The sequence below is a fragment of the Sphingomonas chlorellae genome (genome assembly GCF_056485145.1).
The window spans coordinates 354,396-378,899 of record NZ_JBQXXM010000004.1; the positions used below are offsets into that span (position 1 = coordinate 354,396).

Consider the following 24,504-nt stretch of genomic DNA (forward strand, 5'->3'; position numbering starts at 1 on the left):
CGGCTCACGCGCGGAGACCCTAAACTTCATAAACTTCGCCGCATTCGCGCCCGAAAAGCTTCAGGGGCCGCGCCCCCGCCCGCAAGCCGCGAAAAAGGCGCCGGGGCCTGCGCCCCGACGCCTTTTCGATCCGCTCACGTTGCCGGACGCCGCGCGGCGCCCCGGCCTCAATGGCGGAAGTGGCGCATCCCCGTGAACACCATCGCCAGCCCGGCCGCATCGGCGGCGGCGATGACTTCCTCGTCGCGGATCGACCCGCCCGGCTGGATCACCGCGGTGGCCCCCGCCTCGACCGCGGCGAGCAGCCCGTCGGCAAAGGGGAAGAACGCGTCCGACGCCACCGCCGAACCGATCGTCCGCGGCGTCGTCCATCCGGCCTTTTCGGCGGCGTCCTTCGCCTTCCACGCCGCGATGCGTGCGCTTTCCAGCCGGTTCATCTGGCCCGCGCCGATCCCGGCGGTGCTGCCGTCCTTGGCATAGACGATCGCGTTCGACTTGACGTGCTTGGCCACCGTCCACGCGAACAGGCAGTCGGCAAGCTCCTGCTCGGTCGGCGCGCGCTTGGTGACGACCTTCAGCTGGTCGCGCGTCACGCGGCCATTGTCGCGCGACTGGACGAGCATCCCGCCCGCGATCGACTTGAGCATCAGCCCGGGCCGCGCCGGATCGGGCAGCTCGCCCGTCAGCAGCAGGCGCAGGTTCTTCTTCGCCGCGAACACCGCGCGCGCGTCTTCATCGGCATCGGGCGCCGCGACGACTTCGGTAAAGATGCCCGCGATCGCCTCGGCGGTCTCGCGGTCGAGCTTGCGGTTGACCGCGATGATGCCGCCGAACGCCGATACCGAATCGCACGCCAGCGCCGCCTGATAGGCTTCGAGCAGCGTCGCGCCGGTCGCCACGCCGCACGGATTGGCGTGCTTGACGATCACCACGGTCGGCGGGCCGTCGCGGAACTCGCTGACCAGCTCCAGCGCCGCGTCGGCGTCGTTATAGTTGTTGTAGCTCAGTTCCTTGCCCTGAAGCTGCTCGGCCTGGGCGATGCCGCGCGCGCCGCCCTGCGGCAGGTAGAGCGCGGCCGACTGGTGCGGGTTCTCGCCATAGCGCAGCGTCTGGGCGCGGGTGAGCGCGACGGGCAGCGTGGCGGGAAACGCCTCGCCCTGGTCGGCAAAGGCGAACCAGCTCGCGATCGCCGCGTCATAGGCGGCGGTGGCGGCATAGGCCTTGGCGGCGAGCCGGCGGCGGTCGGCCAGCGTCGTCGTGCCGGTCATCACCAGCGCATAGTCGGCCGGGTCGGTGACGATCGCGACCGAATCGTGGTTCTTGGCCGCCGAACGGACCATCGAAGGCCCGCCGATGTCGATATTCTCGATGATCTCGTCGCGCTCGGCGCCGCGCGCCACGGTCTGCTGGAACGGATAGAGGTTGACGACCACCAGATCGATCGCGCCGATCCCGTGCGCTGCCATCGCCGCGACATGCTCGGCATTGTCGCGCACCGCCAGTAACCCGCCATGGACGATCGGGTGCAGCGTCTTGACGCGCCCGTCCATCATCTCCGGAAAGCCGGTGAGGTCCGAAATGTCGCGCACCGTAAGCCCCGCATTGCGGAGCGCGGTGGCGGTGCCCCCGGTCGAAACGAGTTCGACTCCGAGCGCGGCGAGCGCCTGTCCGAGTTCGACGATCCCGGTCTTGTCAGAGACCGAGAGAAGGGCGCGCTTGATCGTTACCTGGTCCATGGCCCGCCCCCATCCCGAATCGGCGCGGCCACGGCAAGTCCAAAGTGCGTCGGTCCCGCATGCGCGGGCGTCACTTGCCGCGGTGGAAGATCCAGCTCACCGTGGCGCCGCCCGGCGGAGTCTCGCCGTTGATGACAAGCTGCTGGCTGACCAGCGGCTGGCCGTCGGGGTCGATCCACAGGCTTTCCTCGATCGCCAGCGTGCCGCCGCGCGCGCGGAACTGCCACAGTTGCCCGCTCGCCGTGCGAAGGATCGCCGCCTGGCCGTCGGCGGTCGGCGTCGCTTCGACCCCGGGATGCAGGTGGAAGCGCGCGGCAAAGGGCTGGCTGCCCTTTTGGCGGCGCTTGCCGACCGGCAACAGCATGTCCTCGCCGCGCAGGTCGCGCCCGTCGTGCGACAGCGCGAGCAACCGGCGATGGACGAAGCCGAACCGCCGGGCATAGCCGTCGTGGCTGGCCTCGATCCGGCTGGCATTGTCGGCCTCGACGCGCGAGACCTCGACCTCGGTGACGCCGCGCCCCAGCGTGCCGTCGGCATGGATCGCGGTCGAATTGGTGTCGTGCAGCACCAGCGTCGAATGCGCGGCACTCGCCCGCAGCGCCTTGGCAAGCGCCGCCGGCATCCGCGCATCGGCGGCACGCCCGCCGCCGCAGTTGACAACGATCCGGTCGGGACCGTCGGAAAGCTCGAACGCCAGCGTCGAGGCGCAGCCCCCGGCGATCAGCCGCGCCAGCGGCGGCGGCGCGCCGTCGAGGACGGCGACCGTCTTGGCGGCAGACAGCCGCTGATAGCCCCATTCGCGCGACTGCTTGAGCGGCCGGGTACGCACGCCGCTGGCCTCGACGATCTGGCCGATCCGCTCGGCATCGAGCGGTGCGGCGCCCTGCCAGCTCGAAAGCCCGTGATCGGCATGGCACAGCCCCAGCAGCGCGCTCACCAGCCGCGTGCGCGTCGCCTCGATGAACTCGGGGAGTTCGGCGCGCCGCGCGGCATAGGTTTCCGCGACGAGCGTGAGCAGCTGGATCGCCTCGACCTGCGCATCGGGTGCGCGCGAGACGACGCCCCCTTCCTCGAACACCGACTGCTCGATCGCGCGGCGCAGCACGGCTTCATGGGCGGACCGGCGCGCGTCGCCGCCCGGCAGCACCAGCCCAGCCACCACCACCCCGGCCGCCGCGGCCAGCCGCGGGGCACCGATCGGGGCCCGCTCCCAGCTCCGGTCGAGATGCCGCGCGGTCCGGGCGAGCGCGTGCATCAGCGACGAACGATAGACCAGGTCGCTGCTCGAAAGGATCAACGGCGCGTGCGCCGTCCAGGCGAGCAGCCGCCGGCCGCAATATTCGGGCCGCCACGCCGCCTCGCTGACCTTTTCGCCGTGCACGGCGAGCCAGCGCTGCATGATTGCCTCGGCGATCGGCACCCCGACCGCACGCGTGGTCACGCTCGACAGGTCGCGAAGCCAGCCGAAGCCCTGAAGATAATCGTCGAAGCGCGCCGACCAGTCGGGCCGCGCGAAATCGAGCGTCGCGAGGATCCGCTCTTCGCCCTGGTGCCAGATCACGCCGTCGAGCAGCGCGTTGCCGCCCTCGAGGTCGCCGAGGAAGGGGTCGTCGGGAACCGCGATCAGCTTCAGCGGGTGGCGGCCGCGCAGCCGCATCGCCGGCAGCGGCGTCAACCAGGCGAGCCGTTCGAAATGGCGCGCCAGCCGCTCGGCAAGGCTGATGCCCCGCTCGCCGGCGACGCGGATCAGCCGCTTGCCTTCCTCGACCCCGTCGGCGGCGGGGCCGCGGGCGTTATCGGTCATCCGGCACGCAGTGCGGCGATATTGTCGGCATAACAGTCGGGGCCGCCCTGGAAGGTCGCGGTCCCGGCCACCAGCGCATCGGCGCCCGCGGCGATCACCTGCGGCGCGGTCGTGCGGTCGACACCGCCGTCGACCTCGAGGTCGATCGCGCGCCCGGTGGCTTCGATCATCCGGCGCAGCGTCGCGATCTTGGGAAGCTGGCTGGCGATGAACTTCTGTCCGCCAAAGCCCGGGTTGACGCTCATCACCAGGATCAGGTCGACAAGGTCGAGCACATGCGCGACCGCATCGACCGGCGTGGCCGGGTTGAGCACGACGCCGGCACGCTTGCCGAGCGCGCGGATCGTCTGAAGCGTGCGGTGCAGATGCGGCCCGGCCTCGGGGTGAACCGAAATCGTATCCGCGCCCGCATCGGCAAAGGCGGCGAGCAGCGGATCGACCGGAGCGATCATCAGATGGACGTCGAACGGCTTGGCGGTGTGCGGGCGCAGCGCCTTGATCACCGCCGGGCCGATGGTGATGTTGGGAACGAAATGGCCGTCCATCACGTCGACATGGATCCAGTCGGCACCCGCGGCGTCGATGGCACGGATTTCCTCGCCAAGCCGGGCAAAATCGGCCGAAAGGATCGAAGGGGCGATGCGGACCTGAGACATGGCCTCCGTCCTTACGCACCGCGCGAATCACGCGCAACGGGTGGGTGACGAATCGTCGCCGCCGGACATCCGAATGACGCGTCCGGCGGCGAGGTTGAGCGCCTCAGAAGGTGCCGGGGGCCTCACGCTGCACCGGCGCCGGTCGCGTCGGCATCAGCAACACGCGCTCGGCAAAGCTGAGCTTGGTCGACTGCGCCGAACGGCCGCCCGCCTCGGCGGCGCTTGCCGTGATCGGCGTGCAGCTGCGCCCGGCAAGGAAGTCGAGCGCGCTCCTGACCGAAGCCTCGCGCGGGTCGCCGAGCGGATAACCGAGATCGTCCACCGCCTGGCAGCTCGCCTCGACCTTGTTCGCCAGGCCGTTGTAATAGTCACCGACGCGCGCCGCATTCTGGAGCGAAAAGGCGATGACGCGCAGCCGGTCGTCGCACGCACTGCGATCGATCGCGATCTGTCCGACCGGCTTGCCATAGGTGTTGGTGCCGATCAGCGCGGCGTTGCTGTGCAGATAGGGGACGAACGCGTTGATGACGAGTTCGCTCGCCGAAGCCGACGCGCCGGTGCCGATGAACGCGATGCGGGTCGGGGCGATCGACTGGGGCAGCGCCTGGAAGCTGTGGCTGCTGTTCTCGCTGGTCTTTTCGGGGCGGAACGAGACATAGTCGAAAATGTCGCCGGCGCTGCGGCCGCCGCTCATCAGGTCGCCCATCAGTTCGGCGATCGAAAGCAGCCCGCCGCCATTGTAGCGCAGGTCGACGATCACCTGGGTCACGCCATTGGCGCGGAAATTGGCGAATGCGTCGCGCAGCTGCGGGTCGGCTGTGGAAATGAAGGTGCGCAGGTTGACATAGCCAACCTTGGTCCCGCCATTGTCGAGGATGCGCGCGCCATAGCGGTTCGAGACCGGGCTGATCGCGTAATCGGCCTTGGCGAGGTTGACGTCGCGCGTGCCCGTGGCGTCGGTGATGCGCAGCACGCGCGTCGTTCCCACCGTCGACGGCCCCAGCGCGTTGGTGACGCCGTCGAGCCCCTCGCGCGACACGATGTCGCTGACGGTGCGCATCGTTCCGGCGCTGGTGCCGATCGCGACGATTTCGGCACCGCGGTCGACCCCGGCCCGAAGCGCCGGCGTGTCCTCATAGCTTTCGATCACGAAGACGCGGCGGCCGGTCGCGTCCGAGGCGAGGCGGAAGCCGAAGCCGGCGCTGGCGCCCGAATTGTAATAGGCATTCTCTTCGGCGATCGAGGTCAGATAGGTGAAGTAGCGATCCTTGTTCTGCCCCCGCGCCGTAGCGGTGAGCGAATCGAGATAGTCGCTGACGTTCGAATAGGCGCCCGGATTGGGATTGGCGGGAAGCGTATCGGGGAAGAGATACCATTCGCGCATCTGCGCGGTGACCCAGTCCTGGCGTTCGCGCAGCGTACAGCCGGCGGTGGGCGTCGGCGTTGCGGTGCCGCCGGGCGTATTCGAACCGCCCGTACCGCCGGGAACAGCCGTATTGCCACTGCTGCCGCCGCCCCCGCTGCACGCGGAAAGGACCATGGCGAGGCTGGTCAATACACCCAAAGACTTGCGCATCACGGATGATATCCCTCTGTTTTACTTGAGGCTAGCACAGCCGCGAAGGCGATGTCATCCCATGGGATCGGCGGGCAGCGCCCAGTCGATCGGCGGTTGGCCGATGCTTTCGAGAAAGGCGTTCGCCTTTGAAAAATGGCGGCAGCCGAAGAAGCCCGAATGCGCCGACAAGGGCGAGGGATGCGGGGCCTTGAGCACCAGATGGCGGCCGCCGCGGTCGATCGAATCGACGAAAGCGGCCTTTTTCTGCGCGTAGCTGCCCCAGAGCATGAACACGACGGGTTCGGGGCGGGCGTTGACGAGGCGGATCACGGCGTCGGTGAAGCGTTCCCAGCCGCGGCCCTGGTGCGAGGCGGCGGCGCCCATCCGGACGGTGAGGACCGAATTGAGGAGGAGAACCCCCTGGCGGGCCCAGGGTTCGAGGAAGCCGTGGCGCGCCGGGGGTATGCCAAGATCGGCCTGCAACTCCTTGTAGATATTGACCAGGCTCGGCGGGATACGGGTGCCGGGGCGCACCGAGAAGCACAGCCCGTGCGCCTGGCCCTCGCCATGATAGGGATCCTGGCCGAGGATCACCACGCGCACCCGGTCGAGCGGGGTCAGGTCGAGCGCGCGAAACCACTCGCTTCCGGCCGGAAATATCCGTTTTCCCTCGCTTTTTTCGGCCAGCAGGAAGGAACGCAGCGCCGCCATGTACGGGCTGTCGAATTCGTCCTGGAGCGGCGCGCGCCAGCTCGGATGCAGCTTGATCTCGCCCATCGGCCCGTCTTTTCGCAAGCCGCGAGGGCTGTCAACGGCGGCACGAAAGCCGCATTCCGCGCGCAATCGGCGCCGTTCGGCGGCAATCGGGCGACGAAAACCGCCATGAACGCGCGCAATCGCGCCGTTCGGCGGAACGCGGTGACGGCGTAGGAAATCGCCCCCCGCGCCTCAATCCTTCACATGCTCGGGCTTGCCCTTGCGACGGGTGTGGGCGAGCGATTCGAGTTCCTTTTCGCTCATCGAATCGACCATCTGCTTCGAGGCGCCCCTGAGCTTGCCGCGCGGGGTGTCCCCCCGCTTGGCGGACAGGGCGGCCCCGGCGGCCTTTTGCTGGGCGGCGGATCTGGCGGGCATGGCACAACTCCTTGAACGGACTTGACTTGCCGCAACCAACCCCGATGCTGGGCGCCGCGTTCCCGCCCGTCCGCCCGGCGGGGGCACGTTCCCGTCCAGTCGAGCCGCAAGGAGCCGGCAATCCATGCACGTCCACCACGACCCGGCCGCCGAGGCCGCGCCGCAGATCGCCTTTGACGATTTCCTCGCCGTCGACATCCGCGTCGGCACGATCGTCGAGGCGCTGCCCTTTCCCGAGGCGCGCAAGCCCGCCTATCGGCTGGCGATCGATTTCGGCCCGGTGATCGGCATCAAGCGGTCGTCGGCGCAGATCACCGAGAATTACACGCTGGAGGAACTGCCCGGCCGCCAGGTGGCCGCGGTCGTCAACTTCCCGCCGCGCCAGATCGGCAAGACGATGTCCGAGGTGCTGACGCTGGGCTTTCCCGACGCCGAGGGCAAGGTCGTGCTGGTGCAGCCGTCGCAGCCGGTGCCCAACGGCGGCCGGCTGTTCTAGCGCCGAGACGGTCCCGCGCGCGCCGATCCGCACGCGCGGGGCGGGTCAGGCCGGGTCTTCGGGGCGCGGCATGCGGCGGAAGAGCGCGCGGTCGGCGGGGCCGAAGCCGAAGCGGATCATCACGAACAGATAGGTGACGAGGATCGCCGGGATGCCGAACGCCAGTTCGGCCCATTCGTAGCGCGGCGCGAGCGTGGTGAAGGCCGCGCCGACGAGCGCGGCGATCGCGATCGCGGCGAAGAAGCTGGGCCGCACCGTCGCCACCGCCGCGCCGAGCAGCCGGCGGAGCAGCAGCGCCTTGGCCGCCGACCCGATCGTGAGCGACACCGCGAGCGCAAGCGCCGGCCCCGCCGCCTGCCACGGTTCGGGCCAGCCGAAGCCACGCGCGGCGAACACGAACCCGAAGCTGAGCGCCACCTGGAGCATCAGCACCGCGACCGAGATGACGAGGTTGCGATGCCGCGCGATATAGACGAGCGCGCTTTCGCACACCGCGCCGGTCGACGCGAACATCTCTGCCGCGAGCAGCACGCACAGCGCCCCCGCGCCGACGACGAATTCGGGGCCGAGCAGCCCCATGATCCCCTCCGCCGGAATCGCGAACACGACGAACAGCCCCGCCTGGGCGCTGGTGATCCAGAAGCCGACCTGGCGCACCTGGCGCGCCACCGCCTTGCGGTCGCCGACCGCAAGGCTCTGGGTGATGACCGGGCCGAGGATCGGGTCGAAGCTGGACTTGAGCCGTTGCGGCACCGAGGCGACCTGCTGCGCCATGTAATAGACGCCGACCACCCCCGGCGCGAAGAGCAGCCCGAGGATGAAGCGATCGACGTTGCGCGTCGCCCATTCGATCGCATCGGCCCCCGCGAGCGGCGCGTTGCGGCGCGCGAGCGCGGCGATGTCGGCCGGGCGCGGGCGCCAGCCGTGCGGCAGCCCGAATTCGCGGACGAAGGGCACGAGCGAGGCGATCAGCGCCGCCGTCATCGACACGACATAGGCGATGATGAGCCCGTCGCGCGACGAGACATAGCTGAACAGCCACGCGCCGATGCTGATCGTCCAGGGTTCGATCACCGCGCGCGCCGTCACCGCCGCGCCGATATTGTGGCGATAGGCGAGCGCCGAGAGCGCGACGTCGGACGCCGCCGTGGCGAAGATGACGAGCGGCAGCAGCCGTTCGAGCCCCATCACCTCGCTGTTGGGATACATCGCCTGGGGAAAGAGGATGAGCACCGCGCTGGCGACGAGCGAGCCGAGGAACGCGACCACCATCGCGTCCCACACGACATGCGCGTGCGGCCGGTCGGTCGCGGCGAGCGCCTGCGCCAGCCCGCGCTTGAGCCCCAGCGTCGCGATCAGCGCGGCGAATTCGATCACCAGCACGACGATCGCGTAGCGGCCGACGATTTCCGGCCCATAGGCGCGCCCGGCGATGAACAGGAAGGGCAGCCGCGCCGCGAGGCGAAGGATGAACCCGAGGATGTTGGTGCGCCCGCCCTTGGCGAGCGTGTGGATATCCTGCCCCTCGCTCACGGACGCACGCACTCCCGCCGCGCCGCCGACCCGACGATCAATGCGCCGCCCCCCAACTGGGACCGACGCCGATTTCGACCGCGAGCGGCACGCTGAGCCGGACCGCGGGTTCGGCCGCGCCGGCCATCACCGCCTCGATGATCGGGCGCGCGCGCGCGACATCGCCCTCGGGCAGTTCGAACACGAGTTCGTCATGCACCTGGAGCAGCATGCGGACGTCGGGCAGCCCGGCTTCGGCCAGCGCCGGCCCCATGCGCACCATCGCGCGCTTGATGATGTCGGCGCTGGTCCCCTGGATCGGCGCGTTGATCGCGGCGCGCTCGCTGCCCGCGCGTTCGTTGGGATTGGACGATTTGAGCCGCGGGAAATGCGTTTTGCGCCCGAACAGCGTCGTGGTGTAGCCGCGTTCCTTGGCCTCGCGCAGCGTGTCGGCGATGTAGCGGTTGATCCCCGGAAAGCGTTCGAAATAGCGGTTGATCATCGCCTGCGCCTCGTCGGGCGTGACGTCGAGCCGCCCCGCCAGTCCCCAGCGCGAGATGCCGTAGAGGATCGCGAAGTTGATCGTCTTGGCGCGGCCGCGCGTGTCGCGGTTGACCTCGCCGAACAATTCCATCGCGGTCATGCTGTGGATGTCGTCGCCGCGCGCGAACGCCTCGCGCAGCGCGGGAACGTCGGCGATGTGCGCCGCCAGCCGCAGCTCGATCTGCGAATAGTCGGCGGCGAGGATGACATTGCCCGGCTCCGCCACGAAGGCGTCGCGGATCTGGCGCCCCACCTCGGTCCGGATCGGGATGTTCTGGAGGTTGGGATCGGTCGACGACAGCCGCCCGGTCTGCGCGCCGGTGAGGCTGTAGCTGGTGTGGACGCGGCCGGTATCGGGATTGATCTGGGCCTGGAGCGCGTCGGTATAGGTCGATTTGAGCTTGGTGAGCTGGCGCCATTCGAGCACCTTTTCGGCCATCACCCGCCCCGGCGAATCGCGGTCGGCGGCAATGCGTTCGAGCTCGTTGACGTCGGTCGAATAGACGCCCGACTTGCCCTTGCGCCCGCCCTTGATCCCCATTTTCTCGAACAGCACGTCGCCGAGCTGCTTGGGGCTGCCGATGGTGAAGGCGAAGCCGGCGATTTCGTGGATCTGCGCCTCGAGCGCGGCGATCTGGCCCGAAAAGCTTTCGGACAGCCGGGCGAGCGCGGCGGCATCGACCTTGACGCCCGCGCGCTCCATGCCCGCGATCACGCCGACGAGCGGACGGTCGACCATCTCGTACACCGTCGTCACCGATTCGAACGCCAGCCGCGGCTTGAACCGGCGCCACAGCCGCAGCGTGACATCGGCATCCTCGGCCGCGTAGCGCGTCGCGGCGCGCAGATCGACCTCGTGGAAGCCGAGCGCCTTCTTGCCGGTGCCGACCACGTCCTTGAACGCGATGCAGGCGTGCGACAGGTGCGTCGCGGCGAGTTCGTCCATGCCGTGCCCGTGCAGCCCGGCATCGAGATCGAAGCTCATCACGATCGTGTCGTCATACGGCGCGACCGCGATGCCGCGCTGACCCAGCACGGTCATGTCGTATTTGAGGTTGTGCCCGATCTTGAGCACCGCCGGATCCTCGAGCAGCGGCTTGAGCCGCGCGAGCACGGCGTCGGGATCGAGCTGTTCGGGGCGTTCGGCGAACATGTCGGTCGAGACATGCGCGAGCGGGATGTAGCAGGCGCGGTTGGGCGCGAGCGCGAGGCTGACGCCGCACAGCCCGGCGCGCATCGCGTCGAGCTCGGTCGTTTCGGTATCGACCGCGACGAAGCCCTGCCGCGTCGCATCGGCGATCCAGCGATCGAGCGCGTCGAGCGTGACGACGGTTTCATAGCCGTCATGGTCGCACGGCGGATCGTCGGGGAGCGCGACCGGCTGGGGGCTTTCGACCGGCGCGTCGGCGACGCTCGACAGGCGGTTGACGAGCGACTTGAAGCCGTGATGTTCGAGAAAGGCGCGCAGCGGCGCCTCCGGGATGCCCTGAAGCACCATTTCCTCGAGCGGGTGCGGCAGCGGCACGTCGCAGGCGAGCGTGACGAGCCGGCGCGACAGCCGCGCGAGATCGGCATTGGCGATCAGGTTCTCGCGCATCTTGGACGGCTTCATCGTCGGGGCGGCGGCGAGCACCCCCTCGACCGTGCCATATTCCTGGATGAGCTTGGCCGCCGTCTTCGGCCCGATGCCGGGGACGCCGGGGACGTTGTCGACGCTGTCGCCCATCAGCGCGAGCACCTCGCCGAGCTTGTCGGGGCCGACGCCGAACTTCTCGACCACCGCCTCGGCACCGAGGCGGCGGTTGTTCATCGTGTCGTAGAGGTCGAGCCCCGGCTCGATCAACTGCATCAGATCCTTGTCCGAGCTGACGACGGTGACGAGCCAGCCCTGGGCGAGCGCGGCCTTGGCATAGGAGGCGATCAGATCGTCGGCCTCCCACCCCGCCTCCTCGATGCAGGGCAGCGAGAAGGCGCGCGTGGCGTCGCGGATCATCGGGAACTGGGGGACCAGATCCTCGGGCGGCGGCGGCCGGTTGGCCTTGTAGCGATCGTAGAGATCGTTGCGGAAGGTCTTGGACGATTTGTCGAGGATGACCGCCATGTGCGTCGGCCCGTCGGCCTTGTGCAGCGCATCGGCGAGCTTCCACAGCATCGTCGTATAGCCATAGACGGCGCCCACCGGCTCGCCGTGCCGGTTGGTGAGCGGCGGAAGCCGGTGATAGGCCCGGAAGATATAACCCGAGCCGTCGACCAGATAGAGGTGGTTGGGCATCGCGCCGGGCTTAGCAGCGCGATGCGCGGCGGGCGAGAGGGCTTGTCGCCCCCGCGCGCAGGGCGGCGGCGATCAGCGCGTCAGGACGAATGGTTGGCGACGACCGCGCCGACGACGCGCTGCATCAGCGCCTGACGTTCGGGGATCGGGCGGCGGGTGTCGCCGATCATCACCACCACGGCATAGGAGCGGCCGTCGGGCGCGGTGAGCACGCCGACGTCGTTATAGCCCGCGGTGCGCGCGCCGAGATCCTGCCCGGTGCCGGTCTTGTGCCCGAAGAACCAGCCCGGCGGCACCGCGCCGCGCAGCCGCTGGCGCCCGGTGTGCGAGCTCTGCATCGTCGCGATCAGCCAGGCGGTCGACCCCGCCGAGAGCAGCTCGCCACGCTTGAGCCGGGCGAGCGCCTGGGCGATCGCGACCGGCGCCGCGCCGTCGGGCGGATCCTTGACATAGGCGTCGAGCGCGGCGCGCCGCACCTCGGGCGCGAGGCGGGCGCGGGCGACGGCAAAGGCGTTGCCCATCGAATATTCGGGTTTCCACACCAGCCCGGCGGTGCCGGCCTGGAGCAGCTTTTCGCCCGGGCCGAAGCGGATCGCGCCGAGCTGCTTGCGCGCGATGAAGGCGCGGACCGCATCGGGGCCGCCGACGAGGCGCAGCAGCTTGTCGTTGCAGGTATTGTCGCTCATCGTCAGCGCGCGGCGCATGATCTCGCCCACGGTGCTGGTATAGCCGCGATCGTCGCGGACGAGCGCCGCCACCGGCTGATGGAACAGCGTGAAATCGGCGCGGGTGATGGTGAGCGGATCGTCGAGCCGCAGCTCGCCGCGATCGACCGCGTCGAGCACGGTGAGCGCGACCCACAGCTTGCTGACGCTCTGTTGCGGCAGGCGGCGCTGTGCGCTCGCGGCGGTGGCGACCCAGCCGTCGTCGATGCTGACCACCGCGACGCCGAACACGCCGTCGAAACCGCGCGTCGCGGCATCGAGCCCGGTGACGAGGCCCGCCGGGGCGGGCGGAGCGGGACGCGCCGCGGCGAAGGCCGGGAGCGGGAGCAGCGCGGCATAGGTGGGGGCGGGCAGATAGGCGGCGAGTCGCGCATCCTCGTGCACCGCACATCCGAGCAGAAGCGCGGGCCCGAGCCCCGCGACGGTCAACGCGCGCTCAATCGGCGAGAAACCCACGACTTTATTCACTGCACCCGGCCTTTTGCCCATGCCCTGAAGCATGGGCCGCAGGGCACGGCGGAACAAACCCGCGACGCGGCAAATGCGACGAACGATCCCGCAAATGCGACGAACGGCGCAACGCCCGCGCCCCGGACAAGGATCGCGCGCCGCACGGTCACGGCACCAGCACCGTGTCGGCGGCGACGCCGTGCGTTTCGGGATAGTCGAGCGTGTAGTGGAGCCCGCGGCTTTCCTTGCGGTGCAGCGCCGAGCGGACGATCAGGTCGGCGCTTTCGAGCAGGTTGCGCAGCTCGATCAGGTCGGGCGTGACGCGGAAATGGCCGTAATAGTCGTTCACTTCCTCGCGCAGCATCTTGATGCGGTGCGCGGCGCGCTCGAGCCGCTTGGTGGTGCGGACGATGCCGACATAGTTCCACATGAAGCGGCGGATCTCGGTCCAGTTCTGCTTGATGACGACTTCCTCGTCCGAATCGGCGACGCGGCTTTCGTCCCACGGGCGGATCGCCGGCGGCGGCGCGAGATCGCCCCAGTTGGCCGCGATGTGGTTCGCCGCCGCCTCGCCGAACACGAAACATTCGAGCAGCGAGTTCGAGGCGAGGCGATTGGCGCCGTGGAGCCCCGACTGGCTGACCTCGCCCGCGGCATAGAGGTGCGGCAGGTCGGTGCGGCCGTCGCGGTCGATCACCACGCCGCCGCAGGTATAATGCTGGGCGGGGACGACGGGAATCGGTTCCTTCGTCATGTCGATGTCGAGATCGAGCAGCCGCGCGTGGATCGTCGGGAAATGCTGGCGGACGAAATCGGCGCCCATGTGGCTGATGTCGAGATGGACATAATCGAGCCCCAGCCGCTTGATCTCGTGGTCGATCGCGCGCGCCACGATGTCGCGCGGGGCCAGTTCGGCGCGCGGGTCGAAATCGGGCATGAAGCGGTGGCCGCTGCCCGGGATGCGCAGATGCCCGCCCTCGCCGCGGACCGCCTCGGTAATCAGGAAGTTCTTGACCTCGAGATCGTAGAGGCAGGTCGGGTGGAACTGCATGAACTCCATGTTCGAGACGCGGGCGCCCGCGCGCCACGCCATCGCGATGCCGTCGCCCGTCGCGCCGCGCGGCGCGGTGGAGAAGAGATAGGTGCGCCCCGCCCCGCCCGTCGCCAGCACCGTCGCGCGCGCGGTGAACAGCTCGACGCGGTTGGTGCGGCGGTTGAAGGCATAGACGCCCCAGACATTGCCCGCGCCCGAATAGCGGCGTTCGTGGCGGCTGGTGGCGAGGTCGATCACCACCATGTCGGGCACCAGCGTGATGTTCGGATGCGCCTGGGCCGCGCGGAGCAGCGCGGTCTGGACCGCAAGCCCGGTCGCGTCGTCGACATGGACGATGCGGCGGTGGCTGTGCCCGCCCTCGCGCGTCAGGTGGAGCGCCTTGCCCTCGGTGTTGAACGGCACGCCGAGCCGGACGAGCCGCTCGATCGCGGCGGGCGCGTTTTCGACGACCATCTCGACCGTCGCGCGGTCGTTGAGGCCGACGCCCGCGATCATCGTGTCCTCGATATGGCTTTCGAAGGTGTCGCCTTCCTCGAGCACCGCGGCGATGCCGCCCTGTGCCCAGGCGGTCGAACCCTCGGCAAAGCCGCCCTTGGCGAGCACCGTCACGCGGAAACGCGCGGCGAGGTTGAGCGCGGCGGTGAGCCCGGCGGCGCCCGAACCGATGACGAGGACGTCGCTGCGATGATCAGTGTCGGACAAATGCTGCTCCTTCGCCGCGCTTAAAGCGCGCATGCCGCCCGTTTCGCAATCCCCGGCCTTCGGCCATAACCGGGCGCGAGAGGAGAAAGCGGATGCGAAAGCGGATGCGGTGGCACTGGCTGATGGGCATGGCGACGCTGATCGGCGCTAGCGGGACGGCGCAGGCGGCGGGGTGCCGGCTGGGCACGCCCGGCACGACGGCGACGGTGGCGATCGCGGGCACGGGACGGTCGATGCTGGTGCATGTGCCCGCCGCACGAGGCACGGCCCCGCGCCCGCTGGTGTTCGTGTTCCACGGCAGCACCGGCGACGGCCGCGCGATCCTGGCGCAATCGAAGCTGGCGGCGACGGCCGATCGCCACGGCTTCCTGCTCGCCGCGCCCGACGGCGGCATCGCGGCGCAAGGCGGCTTCGTGTGGAACATCCCCGGCGTGCCGACGGTGACGGGCAAGGTGCCCGGTCCGGACGATGCCGACGACGTCGCGTTCGTGACGGCGGCGATCGACCGGCTGGCGGCCCGGGGCTGTATCGACCGCAGCCGCGTCTATGCCACCGGCTATTCGGGCGGCGGGCGGATGACGTCGTGGCTCGGCTGCGTCGCGGCGGACCGCTTTGCCGCGATCGCGCCGGTGGTCGGCCTGCGCGCGGGCAATCCGCGCAAGGACCAGCCGCGCGTCCCCGATCCCGCGACCTGCACGCCCGCACGGCCGATGCCCGTCCTCGCCTTCGCCGGCGATGCCGACACGACCAACCCGATCCAGGGCGGCGGCGCGGGATACTGGCAGTACACGATGCACACCGCGCTGGGCCGCTGGGCGGACCTGAACGGGTGCCGGGTGGGGCCGGTGGAGCGCGAGGTGTCGGCCGACGTTAAGGAAGAGCGCTTCACCCGCTGCTCGGGCGGCGCGGATGTGGCCGGGCGGGTGAAGCACGGCGCCGGTCATGTCTGGGTGGCGGACAACGAGGCGATGTGGGCGTTTTTCGCCGCGCATCGGCGGTGACTGCCTCCCTCTAAGTGTCGCTGCTAAATGACAACAGCAGAGGGATATTGGCTTCTATAGAGCCATTTGTTCTATCACACTGCTGGCTGCAAACATGAGGATGTTCGCGTGATCGAGTGGCTGGAAGCTCATGACAAACTTGCAGGTTGGGCTCAGTTTGCTGGCGCGCTTTTGGCTTTTGGCCTCGCATACTTCACTGCCTTCATGCCAATTTGGCGCAGGAAGCGACAGTTGGAAGCGAGTGGAAAGCGCATTCTCGAAAATGGGCACGAGGTCATAGAAAGTTTTTACCGAACCTCGGCCTATCTGCCACTCATATCTATAAATTTTCGTACTGCCGCGCTTTCTATATTGTCCGTAACGGACGAGATAAGTCGTTTTCCAATTTACGAGCTTGACAATCAGGGGAGCCGATCAACAGCTCGCCACCTCGTCGCGATGAATTTTATATTGTCGCACACACGTGCAATGCTCGATTCGATGGCCAACAATGTCGAAGGAAGGTCGGCAACTGAAGAAGAGCGTAATGATCTGCGCAATTTCCTCGCCGAGATCATGAAGTCGATCATCGACATACTAAGCGGCGCAGAGTTGAAAAGTCCCAAATGGCCAAGCACATCGCCGCCTAGTGCGCCACCTAAATCCTAACATCGAAAGCGAAGCTCCCCCCCCTACGCCGCCCGCGTCAGATTCAGGAACACATCCTCCAGATCCGCCTCGCGCGTCGAGACGTCGACGATGCCGAAGCCCGCGCCCTGGACCGCGCCGAGCACCTCGCCCGCATTCGCCTGATCCTTGCGATAGGTGATGACGAGCGTGCGCCCCTTGGCCTCGACCTTCTGGAAGGAGGCATGGGGGGGCATGTGGTCGATGTCGCGGTCGACGGTGATCGCCACCGCCTTTTCCTGCGCCATCGCGAGCAGCTCGCGCGTCGGCTTGTTGGCGATGAGCCGGCCGTGGTTGATGATCGCGATGCGGTCGCACAGCGCCTCGGCCTCTTCGAGATAGTGCGTCGTGAGCACCACCGTGACGCCCTGGGCGTTGAGCTGCTTCACATAGGCCCAGAGCTGTTGCCGCAGTTCGACGTCGACGCCCGCGGTCGGTTCGTCGAGGACGATGATCGGCGGCGAATGGACCATCGCCTTGGCCACCATCAGCCGCCGCTTCATGCCGCCCGACAGCGTGCGCGAATAGGCGTCCGCCTTGTCCTCGAGATGCACCGCGCGGAGCAGCGCCATCGGATCGAATCGGCGGCGGTCGACGCCGTAGAGCCCCGCCTGGATCGCCAGCGTCTCGCGCGGGGTGAAGAAGGGATCGAACACGATCTCCTGATTGACGATGCCGATCGACGCCTTGGCGTTGCGCGGATGCGCGTCGATGTCGAAGCCCCAGATCGAGACGCTGCCCGCGCTTTTGTTGACCAGCCCGGCCAGGATGTTGATCAGCGTCGATTTTCCGGCGCCGTTCGGCCCGAGCAGCCCGAAGATCGAACCGCGCGGCACGTCGAAGCTGACGTCGTCGAGCGCGCGCTTGCCGCCCTGATAGGTCTTGCAGAGTTGCTGGATCGCGATGGCAGCCTGGGTCATGTCCCGGCCAATAAGGCGGTGCGCCCGCGATTGCGAGCCCCCGCGCGCTTTGCTAGGGCGCATGGCATGATTGCGCCGCCCGAAGTGATCCGCACCGAAACCGCCCGTGTCGCATGCGACGGCACGGGGGAAGGATTGCCGCCCCAGCTCGGCCATCCGCGCGTCTATCTCCAGATCGACGAGCATGGCTATGTCGACTGCGGCTATTGCGACCGCCGCTTCGTGCTGATCGGCGGTCCCGCCGACGGCGCGGACCAGTCGCAACTGCCCGACCACCCGGCGGGCGCGAGCGCCTGATCCCCCCTGCCCCGGCCGCCGCACGCGGCCGGGCGACCGCAACCGCCGCCGCCCCGTCGCGGGCGGACCGGCGGCGTGCGCCCCCTTGCACGCGATCTTGCACGCGATGCGCACGGCCCCCGCGGCGCGTCCCGTCGCCGCCGGCTTCCGCAAAAGCCCGCAATCGGCCTGTCCCGTAGCGGAGACGCGCGGAGCCCCCCGGTCATCTTTGCCTAAGCCCCCGTCGCGCACCATCGCCCGCGGCGCAGCGTATCGCGCCGGTACCAGCGGACATGGAGGCCATGGCAATTCCACCCCCCGAATCCCCCTGTTGGCAGCGACTTGCCGGCGGCGGGCTGGCACGCATCCGGACGAGCAACCTGGGCGTGCAGATGATGGTCAAGCGGCTTGAACGAAGCCCGGCGCCCGTGCCCGAAAAGGCGCGCGAAGTTCACGAATTCTTCCTCAAGTGGGAACGGGGTCTGGCCGATGAAATCTCCCAATTCGCATAATCTGGAGCATCGCCAGATCAACACGCTGATGTCGATCGCCGATGCCGCCGCGCTGATCCGCGCGGGCGCGCCGCTGAGCATCGCCGGGCGTCCGGCGGCGCTCGACCGGCTGCCGACCGGCAACTGGATCGGCGGAACGACGCCCTATTTCATGACCGAGGACGGCGGCACCGTGATCGGCGACGACCGCGTGTTCGTCACCGATTTTTCGGCCGCGCCGCAGGTTTCGGTCGCAAGCTATGCCGCCGACGAGCTCGAGCGGATTTCGGGCGAGGCGCCCGACAACGGCTTTGCGCTGGCGATCCTGCCCGCCGAATCGGAATGCCATCGCCGGTTCGCGACCGAGGCGGCGAGCTATCCCCAGGCGTTCCTGCGCCCGACGGTGGGGTGGATCGCGGGTTTCGACCTGGACGAGCCGGGCGCCCATGCCCGCGTCTATGACGGGCGCACCGGCATCGCATCGCGCGACCGGGCAGTCGTGCTGCACGTCGGGCTGCCCGCCGACGCGCTGGTGTCGGTGGAGATCGTCAACCTGTTCACCCCCGACGACGGCGACGTCATCCATTTCGACGAGACGTCGTTCACGCCCGGCGCGTGCGAGGTGAACGGGGTGCGCACCAACTTTGCCGATTATGTCGCGGCGCGCGGACGGGCCGACGGCCAGTTGCCGCTGATCGGCGATTTCGGCGGCGCGCACGTCAATGCGTCGATCCGGTCGATCGACGCCGCCAGCCGCACGGTGACGCTCTATGCCCCGGTGTTCCCGGGCGTCGACTATCGCTTTGCCGCGCCGGTGGCGGACTATGCCGGGCGCTTCCGCGACGCGCTGGCGGCGCGCCCGGCGGAGGGGACGCTGTGGTCGTGCAACTGCATCCTCAACTTCCTGTTCGGCGAGCTGGCGGGCAAGGCGATCGGCGGCACCGCCGGGCCGATCACCTTCGGCGAGATCGCCTACCAGTTGCTCAACCAGACGCTGGTGCGCGTGCGCGGACTGTAAGGACGGGCGGCGGGACGGGCGGCGCGCCGGGGTTGCGCCGCCCGCATCCCGCCGATCAGCGCTCCGGCGACACGGATTGGACGACACAGGTTAGACATCGCGCGCGACACGCCTATATCAAGGCCATGACGTCCAGCACCGACCCCCGCGCCTTCCTGTACCGTGACGGGCTCGACCCCGACGAGGCCGTGCGGCTGACCGCCCGGGCGCTTGCCGCGGCCGAGGACGGCGAGCTTTACCTGCAATATCGCAAGACCGAGGCATTCGGGTTCGACGACGGGCGGCTGAAGACCGCGTCGTTCGACACCCAGTCGGGATTCGGGCTGCGCGCGGTTTCGGGCGAGACCACCGCCTTTGCCCATGCCAACGAGATTTCCGCCGCCGCGATCGGGCGCGCCGCCGAGACGATGGCGCTGATCGACCCCGCGCGCCAGGGCAAGGCGCCGCCGCCGCGCGGCAACAACCGCCACCTTTATACCGATGCCGACCCGCTCGACCTGGTGCCCTTTGCCGACAAGGTGAACCTGTGCCAGACGGTCGACGCCGCCGCGCGTGCGCGCGACCCGCGCGTGGCGCAGGTTTCGGTGAGCCTGACCGGCCAGTGGAGCGTGGTCGAGATCGTCCGCCCCGACGGCTTTGTCGCGACCGACGTGCGGCCGCTCGTGCGGCTGAACGTCTCGATCGTGGTCGAGGCGAACGGGCGGCGCGAGACGGGCAGCTTCGGCACCGGCGGGCGCACGCTGTACGACGGGCTGTTCGAACCGGCGACCTGGAACCGCGCGATCGACGAGGCGCTGGCGCAGGCGCTGGTCAACCTGGAGGCGGTCGACGCGCCTGCGGGCGACATGACCGTGCTGTGCGGCCCCGGCTGGCCCGGCGTGCTGCTGCACGAGGCGGTCGGCCACGGCCTTGAGGGCGATTTCAACCGCAAGGGCACGAGCGCCTTTTCGGGCCGGATCGGCGAGCGCGTCGCGGCGCCGGGCGTCACCGTGGTCGACGACGGATCGATCCGCGACCGGCGCGGTTCGCTGTCGATCGACGACGAGGGCACGCCGACGCGCGAGACGGTGCTGATCGAGGACGGCATCCTGAAAGGCTATATGCAGGACCGGCTCAACGCCCGGCTGATGGGCGTCGAGCCGACCGGCAACGGCCGCCGCGAATCGTTCCAGCACGCGCCGATGCCGCGGATGACCAACACCTTCATGAAGGGCGGGCACGACGATCCCGCCGAGCTGCTGGCCCGCGTGAAGAAGGGCATCTATGCCAAGAGCTTCGGCGGCGGACAGGTCGACATCGTGTCGGGCAAGTTCGTGTTTTCGTGCACCGAGGCCTATGCCGTCGAGGACGGGCGGCTGGCGCACCCGATCAAGGGCGCGACGCTGATCGGCGACGGGCCGAGCGTGCTGACGCGCGTGATCGGCATCGGCAACGACTTCGCGCTCGACGAGGGCGTCGGCATCTGCGGCAAGGGCGGCCAGTCGGTCCCCGCGGGCGTGGGCCAGCCGACGCTGCTGATCGACGGACTGACGGTGGGCGGAACGGCGGCGTAACCGCCGCCGCGCGCGGCGACACACCGGGACACACCGGGACTCACCGGAACAGGGGGGGGCGGAATGGCGCTTGTGGAACTCGGCCGGTTCGACCGGCAGGAAGCCTTTATCGTCCAGTCGCGGCTGGAGGCCGAGGCGATCCCGAGCTTCGTCTTCGACGCGGGCGCGAGCATCGCCGACGGAAGCTGGCTGTTGATCCCGGTGCGCGTGATGGTCGACGACGAGGATCTGGACGCCGCGCGTGCGGCGATGCAGCGCGAGGACTGACGCGCCGGGCGGCGCGCGTGCTGCCCGTTTTTTGGGCAGACATTCGCATCTGCACAAATTTTTAACGCTTCGCGACATTTGATTGCGCGCTTTTGCGGCGCCGCACGGCCGTGCGGATGTTGGCACGCCCCTTGCGTTATCGTCCTGCGGGACAATCGCCAAAGGGGGCGGCATGAAACTGGTCATCGCCATCATCAAACCCTTCAAGCTCGACGAGGTCCGTGAGGCGCTGACGCAGGTCGGCGTGACGGGGATGACGGTTTCCGAGGTCAAGGGCTTCGGTCGTCAGAAGGGCCAGACCGAAATCTATCGCGGCGCCGAATACAGCACCAACATGGTGCCCAAGATCAAGCTGGAGATCGCGTGCAGCAGCGACATCGCCCCGCGCGCGGTCGAGGCGATCCAGGCGGCCGCGAGCACCGGCGCGATCGGCGACGGCAAGATCTTCGTGCTCGACCTTGGCCAGGCCGTGCGCATCCGCACCGGCGAAACCGACGAAACGGCGCTGTGATGAAGGGGGTCCAGATGAAGCTGCTTAAAGGATTTGCCGGGACGGGCGCGTTGGGCGCGCTGCTCGTCGCGGCGCCGGCCTTTGCCCAGGCCGCGCTGATCAAGGCGCCCGACGCGGCGCACCAGCTGGCGATGCAGAACAAGGGCGACACGAGCTGGATGCTCGTTTCGTCGGCACTGGTGCTGATGATGTCGGTGCCCGCACTCGCGCTGTTCTATGGCGGGCTGGTGCGCACCAAGAACATGCTGTCGGTGCTGATGCAGGTGCTGACGATCGTTTCGGTCGCGGCGGTGCTGTGGGTCACCTATGGCTATTCGCTGAGCTTCACCGGGGGGAGCCCGTTCATCGGCGGGCTGTCGAAGGCGTTGCTGCAGGGCGTGAGCGCGACGACCTCGTCGGCCACCTTCTCGAACAACGTCTATATCCCCGAATATGCCTATATCTGCTTCCAGATGACCTTTGCCTGCATCACGCCGGCGCTGATCGTCGGGGCGTTCGCCGAGCGGGTGAAGTTCACGCCGCTGATCCTGTTCGTCGTCGCGTGGCTGACGATCGTCTATTTCCCGATCGCGCACATGGTCTGGTACTGGGCCGGCCCGGACTTCCTGGCCGACGCGCCGAACGACGCGGGCTATCTCTACCATCTCGGCGCGCTCGACTTCGCGGGCGGCACCGTGGTGCACATCAACGCGGGCATTGCGGGCCTTGCCGGCTGCCTCGTGATCGGCAAGCGCATCGGCTACAAGGCCGACCCGATGCCGCCGCATTCGCTGACGATGACGATGATCGGCGCGTCGCTGCTGTGGGTGGGCTGGTTCGGCTTCAACGCCGGATCGAACCTGGAAGCGAACGGCGTCGCCGCCACCGCGTTCATCAACACCTTTGTCGCCACCGCCGCCGCGGCGGTGAGCTGGGCGGTGATCGAGCAGTTCGTCCACGGCAAGCCGTCGCTGCTGGGTGCCGCGACGGGCGCGGTCGCCGGGCTGGTCGCGATCACCCCCGCCTCGGGCTATGGCGCGCCGATGATGTCGGTGGTGCTGGGGCTGCTGGTGTCGCCGCTGTGCTTCTTCTTCGTCACCACGGTGAAGAACAAGCTGAAATATGACGACACGCTGGACGTGTTCGGCGTCCACTGCGTCGGCGGGATCTTCGGGGCGCTGGCGACCGCGGTGGTCGCCGACCCCAAGCTCGGCGGGCAGGGCTATTTCGACTATACCAAGTTCCCCGCGGTCGCGGTGACGCCCGAGGCGTACAGCATCGGCGCGCAGCTGTGGATCCAGCTCCAGGCGGTGGCGATCACGCTGGTCTGGTCGGGGCTGGTTTCGGCCGTGCTGTTCCTGGCGCTGAAATACACGATCGGCATCCGCCCGTCGGCCGAGGTCGAGCGCGAAGGGCTCGACATCAACGAGCATGGCGAGCGCGCCTACAATTACTGACGCAATTCGGGTGCCGCCGGGCGCGGCACCCAACCGATGTTCCTCCTGCGGACAGCCTGGGCCGGTGGTTTCGACCACCGGCCTTTTTTTCGTCGCGGGCGTAGGCGTCAGCCGCGCAGATCCTCGGCGACAAAGGCGGCGCAGCGTTCGCCGATCATGATCGTCGGCGCGTTGGTGTTGCCGCCGATCAGCCGCGGCATCACCGAGGCGTCGGCGATGTAGAGACGATCGACCCCGCGCACGCGCAGCCGCGGATCGCACACCGCATCGGCATCGCTGCCCATGCGCGCGGTGCCGACGGGGTGGTAGACCGTGTCGGCGCGATTGCGCAGCATCGTTTCGAGCGCGGCATCGTCGGCCAGATCGACCGGATAGCGATCGCGCCCGCCATAATCGGCGAGCGGCGGCGTTTCGAGGATGCGGTACATCGCGCGCACGCCGCGCTTGAGCACCGCCATGTCGCGCGGATCGGCGAGGAAGGCGGGATCGATCAGCGGCGCGGCAGCCGGATCGGCGCCCGCGAGCCGGACGGTTCCGCGACTTTCCGGACGCAGCACGCAGGCATGGCAACTGAAACCATGCGCCGACACGGGCGCGCGGCCGTGATCCTCGACCAGCGCGATGACGAAATGGAGCTGGACGTCGGGGCGCGGATCGGCCGGATCGGTGCGCAGAAAGCCCCCCGCCTCGGCAAAGGGCGTCGTCATCCCGCCGCGCCGCATGAACATCCAGCGCAGCATGTCGCCCGCGACGCGCAGGCTGCCGCCGAGCGACCGGCCGACAAAGGCGTGCGGCCCGGTTTCGAACGCCGCGACATAGTCGATATGGTCCTGAAGGTCGGCGCCGACCGCCGGCCGGTCGAGCCGCACCGCGATGCCGTGTTCGGCGAGGTGCGCCGCCGGGCCGATTCCCGAAAGCATGAGCAGTTGCGGCGTCTGGAACGCACCCGCGGCGAGCACGACGCGGCCCGCGCGCACGCGGTGCAGCCGGCCGCCGCGCCGATAGACGACGCCGGTGGCGCGGCCGTCCTCGATCTCGATCCGTTCGACGAGCGCGTCGCAACGCACCGCGAGGTTGGCGGGCGCGGGGCCGTCGCCCAGATAGGCGCGCGCCGCGGTCCAGCGTTCGCCGCCGCGCTGCGTCACCTGATAGAGCCCCACCCCCTCCTGGCGCGGGCCGTTGAAATCGGGATTGACCGGGATCTGGAGCGCGGCGGCGGCGTCGATGAACGCGCGGCTGCCCGCATAGGCATCGGCCTGATCGCTGACCCAGAGCGGCCCGTCGGCGCCGTGCAGCGCATCGCCGCCGCGGACGTTGCGCTCGCTGCGCCGGAACCAGGGGAGGACATCGTCCCAGCCCCAGCCGGTGCAGCCGAGATCGCGCCATTGATCGTAATCGGCGGGATGGCCGCGGATATAGAGCATCGCGTTGATCGCGCTCGACCCGCCCAGCCCGCGCCCGCGCGGCTGATAGCCGCGGCGGCCGTTGAGCCCCGGCTGGGGCACCGTTTCGAAGGCCCAGTTGGTCGTCGGCGTCTGAAACGGCATCATCCCGGGCATGCGCGTGCGCACGCCGGTGTTGCGGCCCCCCGCCTCGATCAGCATCACGCGATGGCGGCCGCCCTCGCTCAACCGGCCCGCGACCGCGCTGCCGCCCGAGCCCCCGCCCACGACGACGATATCGACCTGTTCTTCCACCGTTTTCCTCTCCCCACCGCCGGGTT

The 24,504-nt window shown here is 68.9% G+C and carries 22 protein-coding genes; 10 read left to right on the top strand and 12 right to left on the bottom strand.

Annotated elements, in window-relative coordinates; translation table 11 throughout:
- Window positions 1-167: 167 nt before the first annotated feature.
- The 6 genes from purH to ACT3CF_RS13090 form a co-directional block, all read right to left on the bottom strand.
- On the bottom strand, window positions 168-1,736 hold the full coding sequence (gene purH / locus ACT3CF_RS13065; protein ID WP_478423402.1) for a bifunctional phosphoribosylaminoimidazolecarboxamide formyltransferase/IMP cyclohydrolase: 1,569 nt from the start codon (window positions 1,734-1,736) through the stop codon (window positions 168-170).
- Between the two features lie 70 nt (window positions 1,737-1,806).
- A complete protein-coding gene (locus ACT3CF_RS13070) occupies window positions 1,807-3,540 on the bottom strand; it encodes a heparinase II/III family protein (protein ID WP_478423404.1) in 1,734 nt (577 codons plus the stop codon).
- On the bottom strand, window positions 3,537-4,196 hold the full coding sequence (rpe, locus tag ACT3CF_RS13075) for a ribulose-phosphate 3-epimerase (protein WP_478423406.1): 660 nt from the start codon (window positions 4,194-4,196) through the stop codon (window positions 3,537-3,539). Before rpe ends, ACT3CF_RS13070 begins: the two co-directional genes overlap by 4 nt.
- Before the next feature lie 103 nt (window positions 4,197-4,299).
- Window positions 4,300-5,772, bottom strand: a complete 1,473-nt coding sequence (locus ACT3CF_RS13080; RefSeq protein WP_478423408.1) for a S41 family peptidase — start codon at window positions 5,770-5,772, stop codon at window positions 4,300-4,302.
- 54 nt (window positions 5,773-5,826) lie between these two features.
- A complete protein-coding gene (gene ung, locus ACT3CF_RS13085) occupies window positions 5,827-6,531 on the bottom strand; it encodes a uracil-DNA glycosylase (protein WP_478423410.1) in 705 nt (234 codons plus the stop codon).
- Window positions 6,532-6,702: 171 nt separating this feature from the next.
- Window positions 6,703-6,888 carry a DUF3008 family protein gene (locus ACT3CF_RS13090; RefSeq protein ID WP_478423412.1) on the bottom strand — a complete coding sequence of 62 codons (186 nt, stop codon included), beginning with the start codon at window positions 6,886-6,888 and terminating at the stop codon, window positions 6,703-6,705.
- A 124-nt stretch (window positions 6,889-7,012) separates the two neighbouring features.
- Here ACT3CF_RS13090 and ACT3CF_RS13095 point away from each other — a divergent pair, with 124 nt between their 5' ends.
- Complete coding sequence (locus ACT3CF_RS13095) at window positions 7,013-7,384, top strand: tRNA-binding protein (RefSeq protein WP_478423414.1); 372 nt, start codon at window positions 7,013-7,015, stop codon at window positions 7,382-7,384.
- A gap of 45 nt (window positions 7,385-7,429) precedes the next feature.
- On the opposite strand, the gene ACT3CF_RS13100 is transcribed toward ACT3CF_RS13095, so the two are convergent.
- The 4 genes from ACT3CF_RS13100 to nadB form a co-directional block, all read right to left on the bottom strand.
- Complete coding sequence (locus ACT3CF_RS13100) at window positions 7,430-8,917, bottom strand: lipopolysaccharide biosynthesis protein (RefSeq protein ID WP_478423416.1); 1,488 nt, start codon at window positions 8,915-8,917, stop codon at window positions 7,430-7,432.
- 37 nt (window positions 8,918-8,954) lie between these two features.
- A complete protein-coding gene (gene polA / locus ACT3CF_RS13105; protein WP_478423418.1) occupies window positions 8,955-11,711 on the bottom strand; it encodes a DNA polymerase I in 2,757 nt (918 codons plus the stop codon).
- Window positions 11,712-11,791: 80 nt separating this feature from the next.
- Window positions 11,792-12,925 carry a serine hydrolase gene (locus tag ACT3CF_RS13110; protein ID WP_478423420.1) on the bottom strand — a complete coding sequence of 378 codons (1,134 nt, stop codon included), beginning with the start codon at window positions 12,923-12,925 and terminating at the stop codon, window positions 11,792-11,794.
- A 127-nt stretch (window positions 12,926-13,052) separates the two neighbouring features.
- On the bottom strand, window positions 13,053-14,642 hold the full coding sequence (gene nadB, locus ACT3CF_RS13115) for an L-aspartate oxidase (protein WP_478423422.1): 1,590 nt from the start codon (window positions 14,640-14,642) through the stop codon (window positions 13,053-13,055).
- A gap of 92 nt (window positions 14,643-14,734) precedes the next feature.
- Between nadB and ACT3CF_RS13120 the strand changes: the two genes are divergently transcribed.
- Together ACT3CF_RS13120 and ACT3CF_RS13125 are read left to right on the top strand one after the other, a co-directional pair.
- Window positions 14,735-15,643: a CE1 family esterase gene (locus tag ACT3CF_RS13120; RefSeq protein ID WP_478423424.1), complete on the top strand. Its 909-nt coding sequence runs from the start codon at window positions 14,735-14,737 to the stop codon at window positions 15,641-15,643.
- Between the two features lie 108 nt (window positions 15,644-15,751).
- Window positions 15,752-16,291: a hypothetical protein gene (locus ACT3CF_RS13125; protein ID WP_478423426.1), complete on the top strand. Its 540-nt coding sequence runs from the start codon at window positions 15,752-15,754 to the stop codon at window positions 16,289-16,291.
- Window positions 16,292-16,314: 23 nt separating this feature from the next.
- Here the strand turns inward: ACT3CF_RS13125 and ACT3CF_RS13130 are convergent, their stop codons facing one another.
- Complete coding sequence (locus tag ACT3CF_RS13130; protein ID WP_478423428.1) at window positions 16,315-17,229, bottom strand: ABC transporter ATP-binding protein; 915 nt, start codon at window positions 17,227-17,229, stop codon at window positions 16,315-16,317.
- Between the two features lie 66 nt (window positions 17,230-17,295).
- Between ACT3CF_RS13130 and ACT3CF_RS13135 the strand changes: the two genes are divergently transcribed.
- From ACT3CF_RS13135 to ACT3CF_RS13165, 7 genes are all read left to right on the top strand, one after another.
- Window positions 17,296-17,526: a zinc-finger domain-containing protein gene (locus ACT3CF_RS13135; protein ID WP_478423430.1), complete on the top strand. Its 231-nt coding sequence runs from the start codon at window positions 17,296-17,298 to the stop codon at window positions 17,524-17,526.
- 281 nt (window positions 17,527-17,807) lie between these two features.
- A complete protein-coding gene (locus tag ACT3CF_RS13140) occupies window positions 17,808-18,017 on the top strand; it encodes a hypothetical protein (protein ID WP_478423432.1) in 210 nt (69 codons plus the stop codon).
- Window positions 17,995-19,014 (top strand): DUF6976 family protein, encoded by a 1,020-nt coding sequence (locus ACT3CF_RS13145; protein WP_478423434.1) that lies wholly within the window; start codon window positions 17,995-17,997, stop codon window positions 19,012-19,014. The genes ACT3CF_RS13140 and ACT3CF_RS13145 overlap by 23 nt, the downstream gene beginning before the upstream one ends.
- Window positions 19,015-19,139: 125 nt before the next feature.
- Complete coding sequence (tldD, locus tag ACT3CF_RS13150; RefSeq protein WP_478423436.1) at window positions 19,140-20,567, top strand: metalloprotease TldD; 1,428 nt, start codon at window positions 19,140-19,142, stop codon at window positions 20,565-20,567.
- A 63-nt stretch (window positions 20,568-20,630) separates the two neighbouring features.
- Window positions 20,631-20,834: a putative signal transducing protein gene (locus ACT3CF_RS13155; RefSeq protein WP_478423438.1), complete on the top strand. Its 204-nt coding sequence runs from the start codon at window positions 20,631-20,633 to the stop codon at window positions 20,832-20,834.
- 172 nt (window positions 20,835-21,006) lie between these two features.
- Window positions 21,007-21,345, top strand: a complete 339-nt coding sequence (locus tag ACT3CF_RS13160; protein WP_478423440.1) for a P-II family nitrogen regulator — start codon at window positions 21,007-21,009, stop codon at window positions 21,343-21,345.
- 14 nt (window positions 21,346-21,359) lie between these two features.
- On the top strand, window positions 21,360-22,781 hold the full coding sequence (locus ACT3CF_RS13165; RefSeq protein WP_478423442.1) for an ammonium transporter: 1,422 nt from the start codon (window positions 21,360-21,362) through the stop codon (window positions 22,779-22,781).
- Window positions 22,782-22,888: 107 nt separating this feature from the next.
- Here the strand turns inward: ACT3CF_RS13165 and ACT3CF_RS13170 are convergent, their stop codons facing one another.
- Window positions 22,889-24,478: a GMC family oxidoreductase gene (locus tag ACT3CF_RS13170; RefSeq protein WP_478423444.1), complete on the bottom strand. Its 1,590-nt coding sequence runs from the start codon at window positions 24,476-24,478 to the stop codon at window positions 22,889-22,891.
- Between the last annotated feature and the right edge of the window lie 26 nt (window positions 24,479-24,504).

Coding starts and splice junctions, on each gene's coding strand:
- purH (WP_478423402.1), bottom strand. CDS start 1,736: ATGGACCAGGTAACGATCAAGCGCGCCCTTCTCTCGGTCTCTGACAAG.
- ACT3CF_RS13070 (WP_478423404.1), bottom strand. CDS start 3,540: ATGACCGATAACGCCCGCGGCCCCGCCGCCGACGGGGTCGAGGAAGGC.
- rpe (WP_478423406.1), bottom strand. CDS start 4,196: ATGTCTCAGGTCCGCATCGCCCCTTCGATCCTTTCGGCCGATTTTGCC.
- ACT3CF_RS13080 (WP_478423408.1), bottom strand. CDS start 5,772: ATGCGCAAGTCTTTGGGTGTATTGACCAGCCTCGCCATGGTCCTTTCC.
- ung (WP_478423410.1), bottom strand. CDS start 6,531: ATGGGCGAGATCAAGCTGCATCCGAGCTGGCGCGCGCCGCTCCAGGAC.
- ACT3CF_RS13090 (WP_478423412.1), bottom strand. CDS start 6,888: ATGCCCGCCAGATCCGCCGCCCAGCAAAAGGCCGCCGGGGCCGCCCTG.
- ACT3CF_RS13095 (WP_478423414.1), top strand. CDS start 7,013: ATGCACGTCCACCACGACCCGGCCGCCGAGGCCGCGCCGCAGATCGCC.
- polA (WP_478423418.1), bottom strand. CDS start 11,711: ATGCCCAACCACCTCTATCTGGTCGACGGCTCGGGTTATATCTTCCGG.
- ACT3CF_RS13110 (WP_478423420.1), bottom strand. CDS start 12,925: ATGGGCAAAAGGCCGGGTGCAGTGAATAAAGTCGTGGGTTTCTCGCCG.
- ACT3CF_RS13120 (WP_478423424.1), top strand. CDS start 14,735: ATGCGAAAGCGGATGCGGTGGCACTGGCTGATGGGCATGGCGACGCTG.
- ACT3CF_RS13130 (WP_478423428.1), bottom strand. CDS start 17,229: ATGACCCAGGCTGCCATCGCGATCCAGCAACTCTGCAAGACCTATCAG.
- ACT3CF_RS13135 (WP_478423430.1), top strand. CDS start 17,296: ATGATTGCGCCGCCCGAAGTGATCCGCACCGAAACCGCCCGTGTCGCA.
- ACT3CF_RS13140 (WP_478423432.1), top strand. CDS start 17,808: ATGGCAATTCCACCCCCCGAATCCCCCTGTTGGCAGCGACTTGCCGGC.
- ACT3CF_RS13145 (WP_478423434.1), top strand. CDS start 17,995: ATGAAATCTCCCAATTCGCATAATCTGGAGCATCGCCAGATCAACACG.
- tldD (WP_478423436.1), top strand. CDS start 19,140: ATGACGTCCAGCACCGACCCCCGCGCCTTCCTGTACCGTGACGGGCTC.
- ACT3CF_RS13155 (WP_478423438.1), top strand. CDS start 20,631: ATGGCGCTTGTGGAACTCGGCCGGTTCGACCGGCAGGAAGCCTTTATC.
- ACT3CF_RS13160 (WP_478423440.1), top strand. CDS start 21,007: ATGAAACTGGTCATCGCCATCATCAAACCCTTCAAGCTCGACGAGGTC.
- ACT3CF_RS13165 (WP_478423442.1), top strand. CDS start 21,360: ATGAAGCTGCTTAAAGGATTTGCCGGGACGGGCGCGTTGGGCGCGCTG.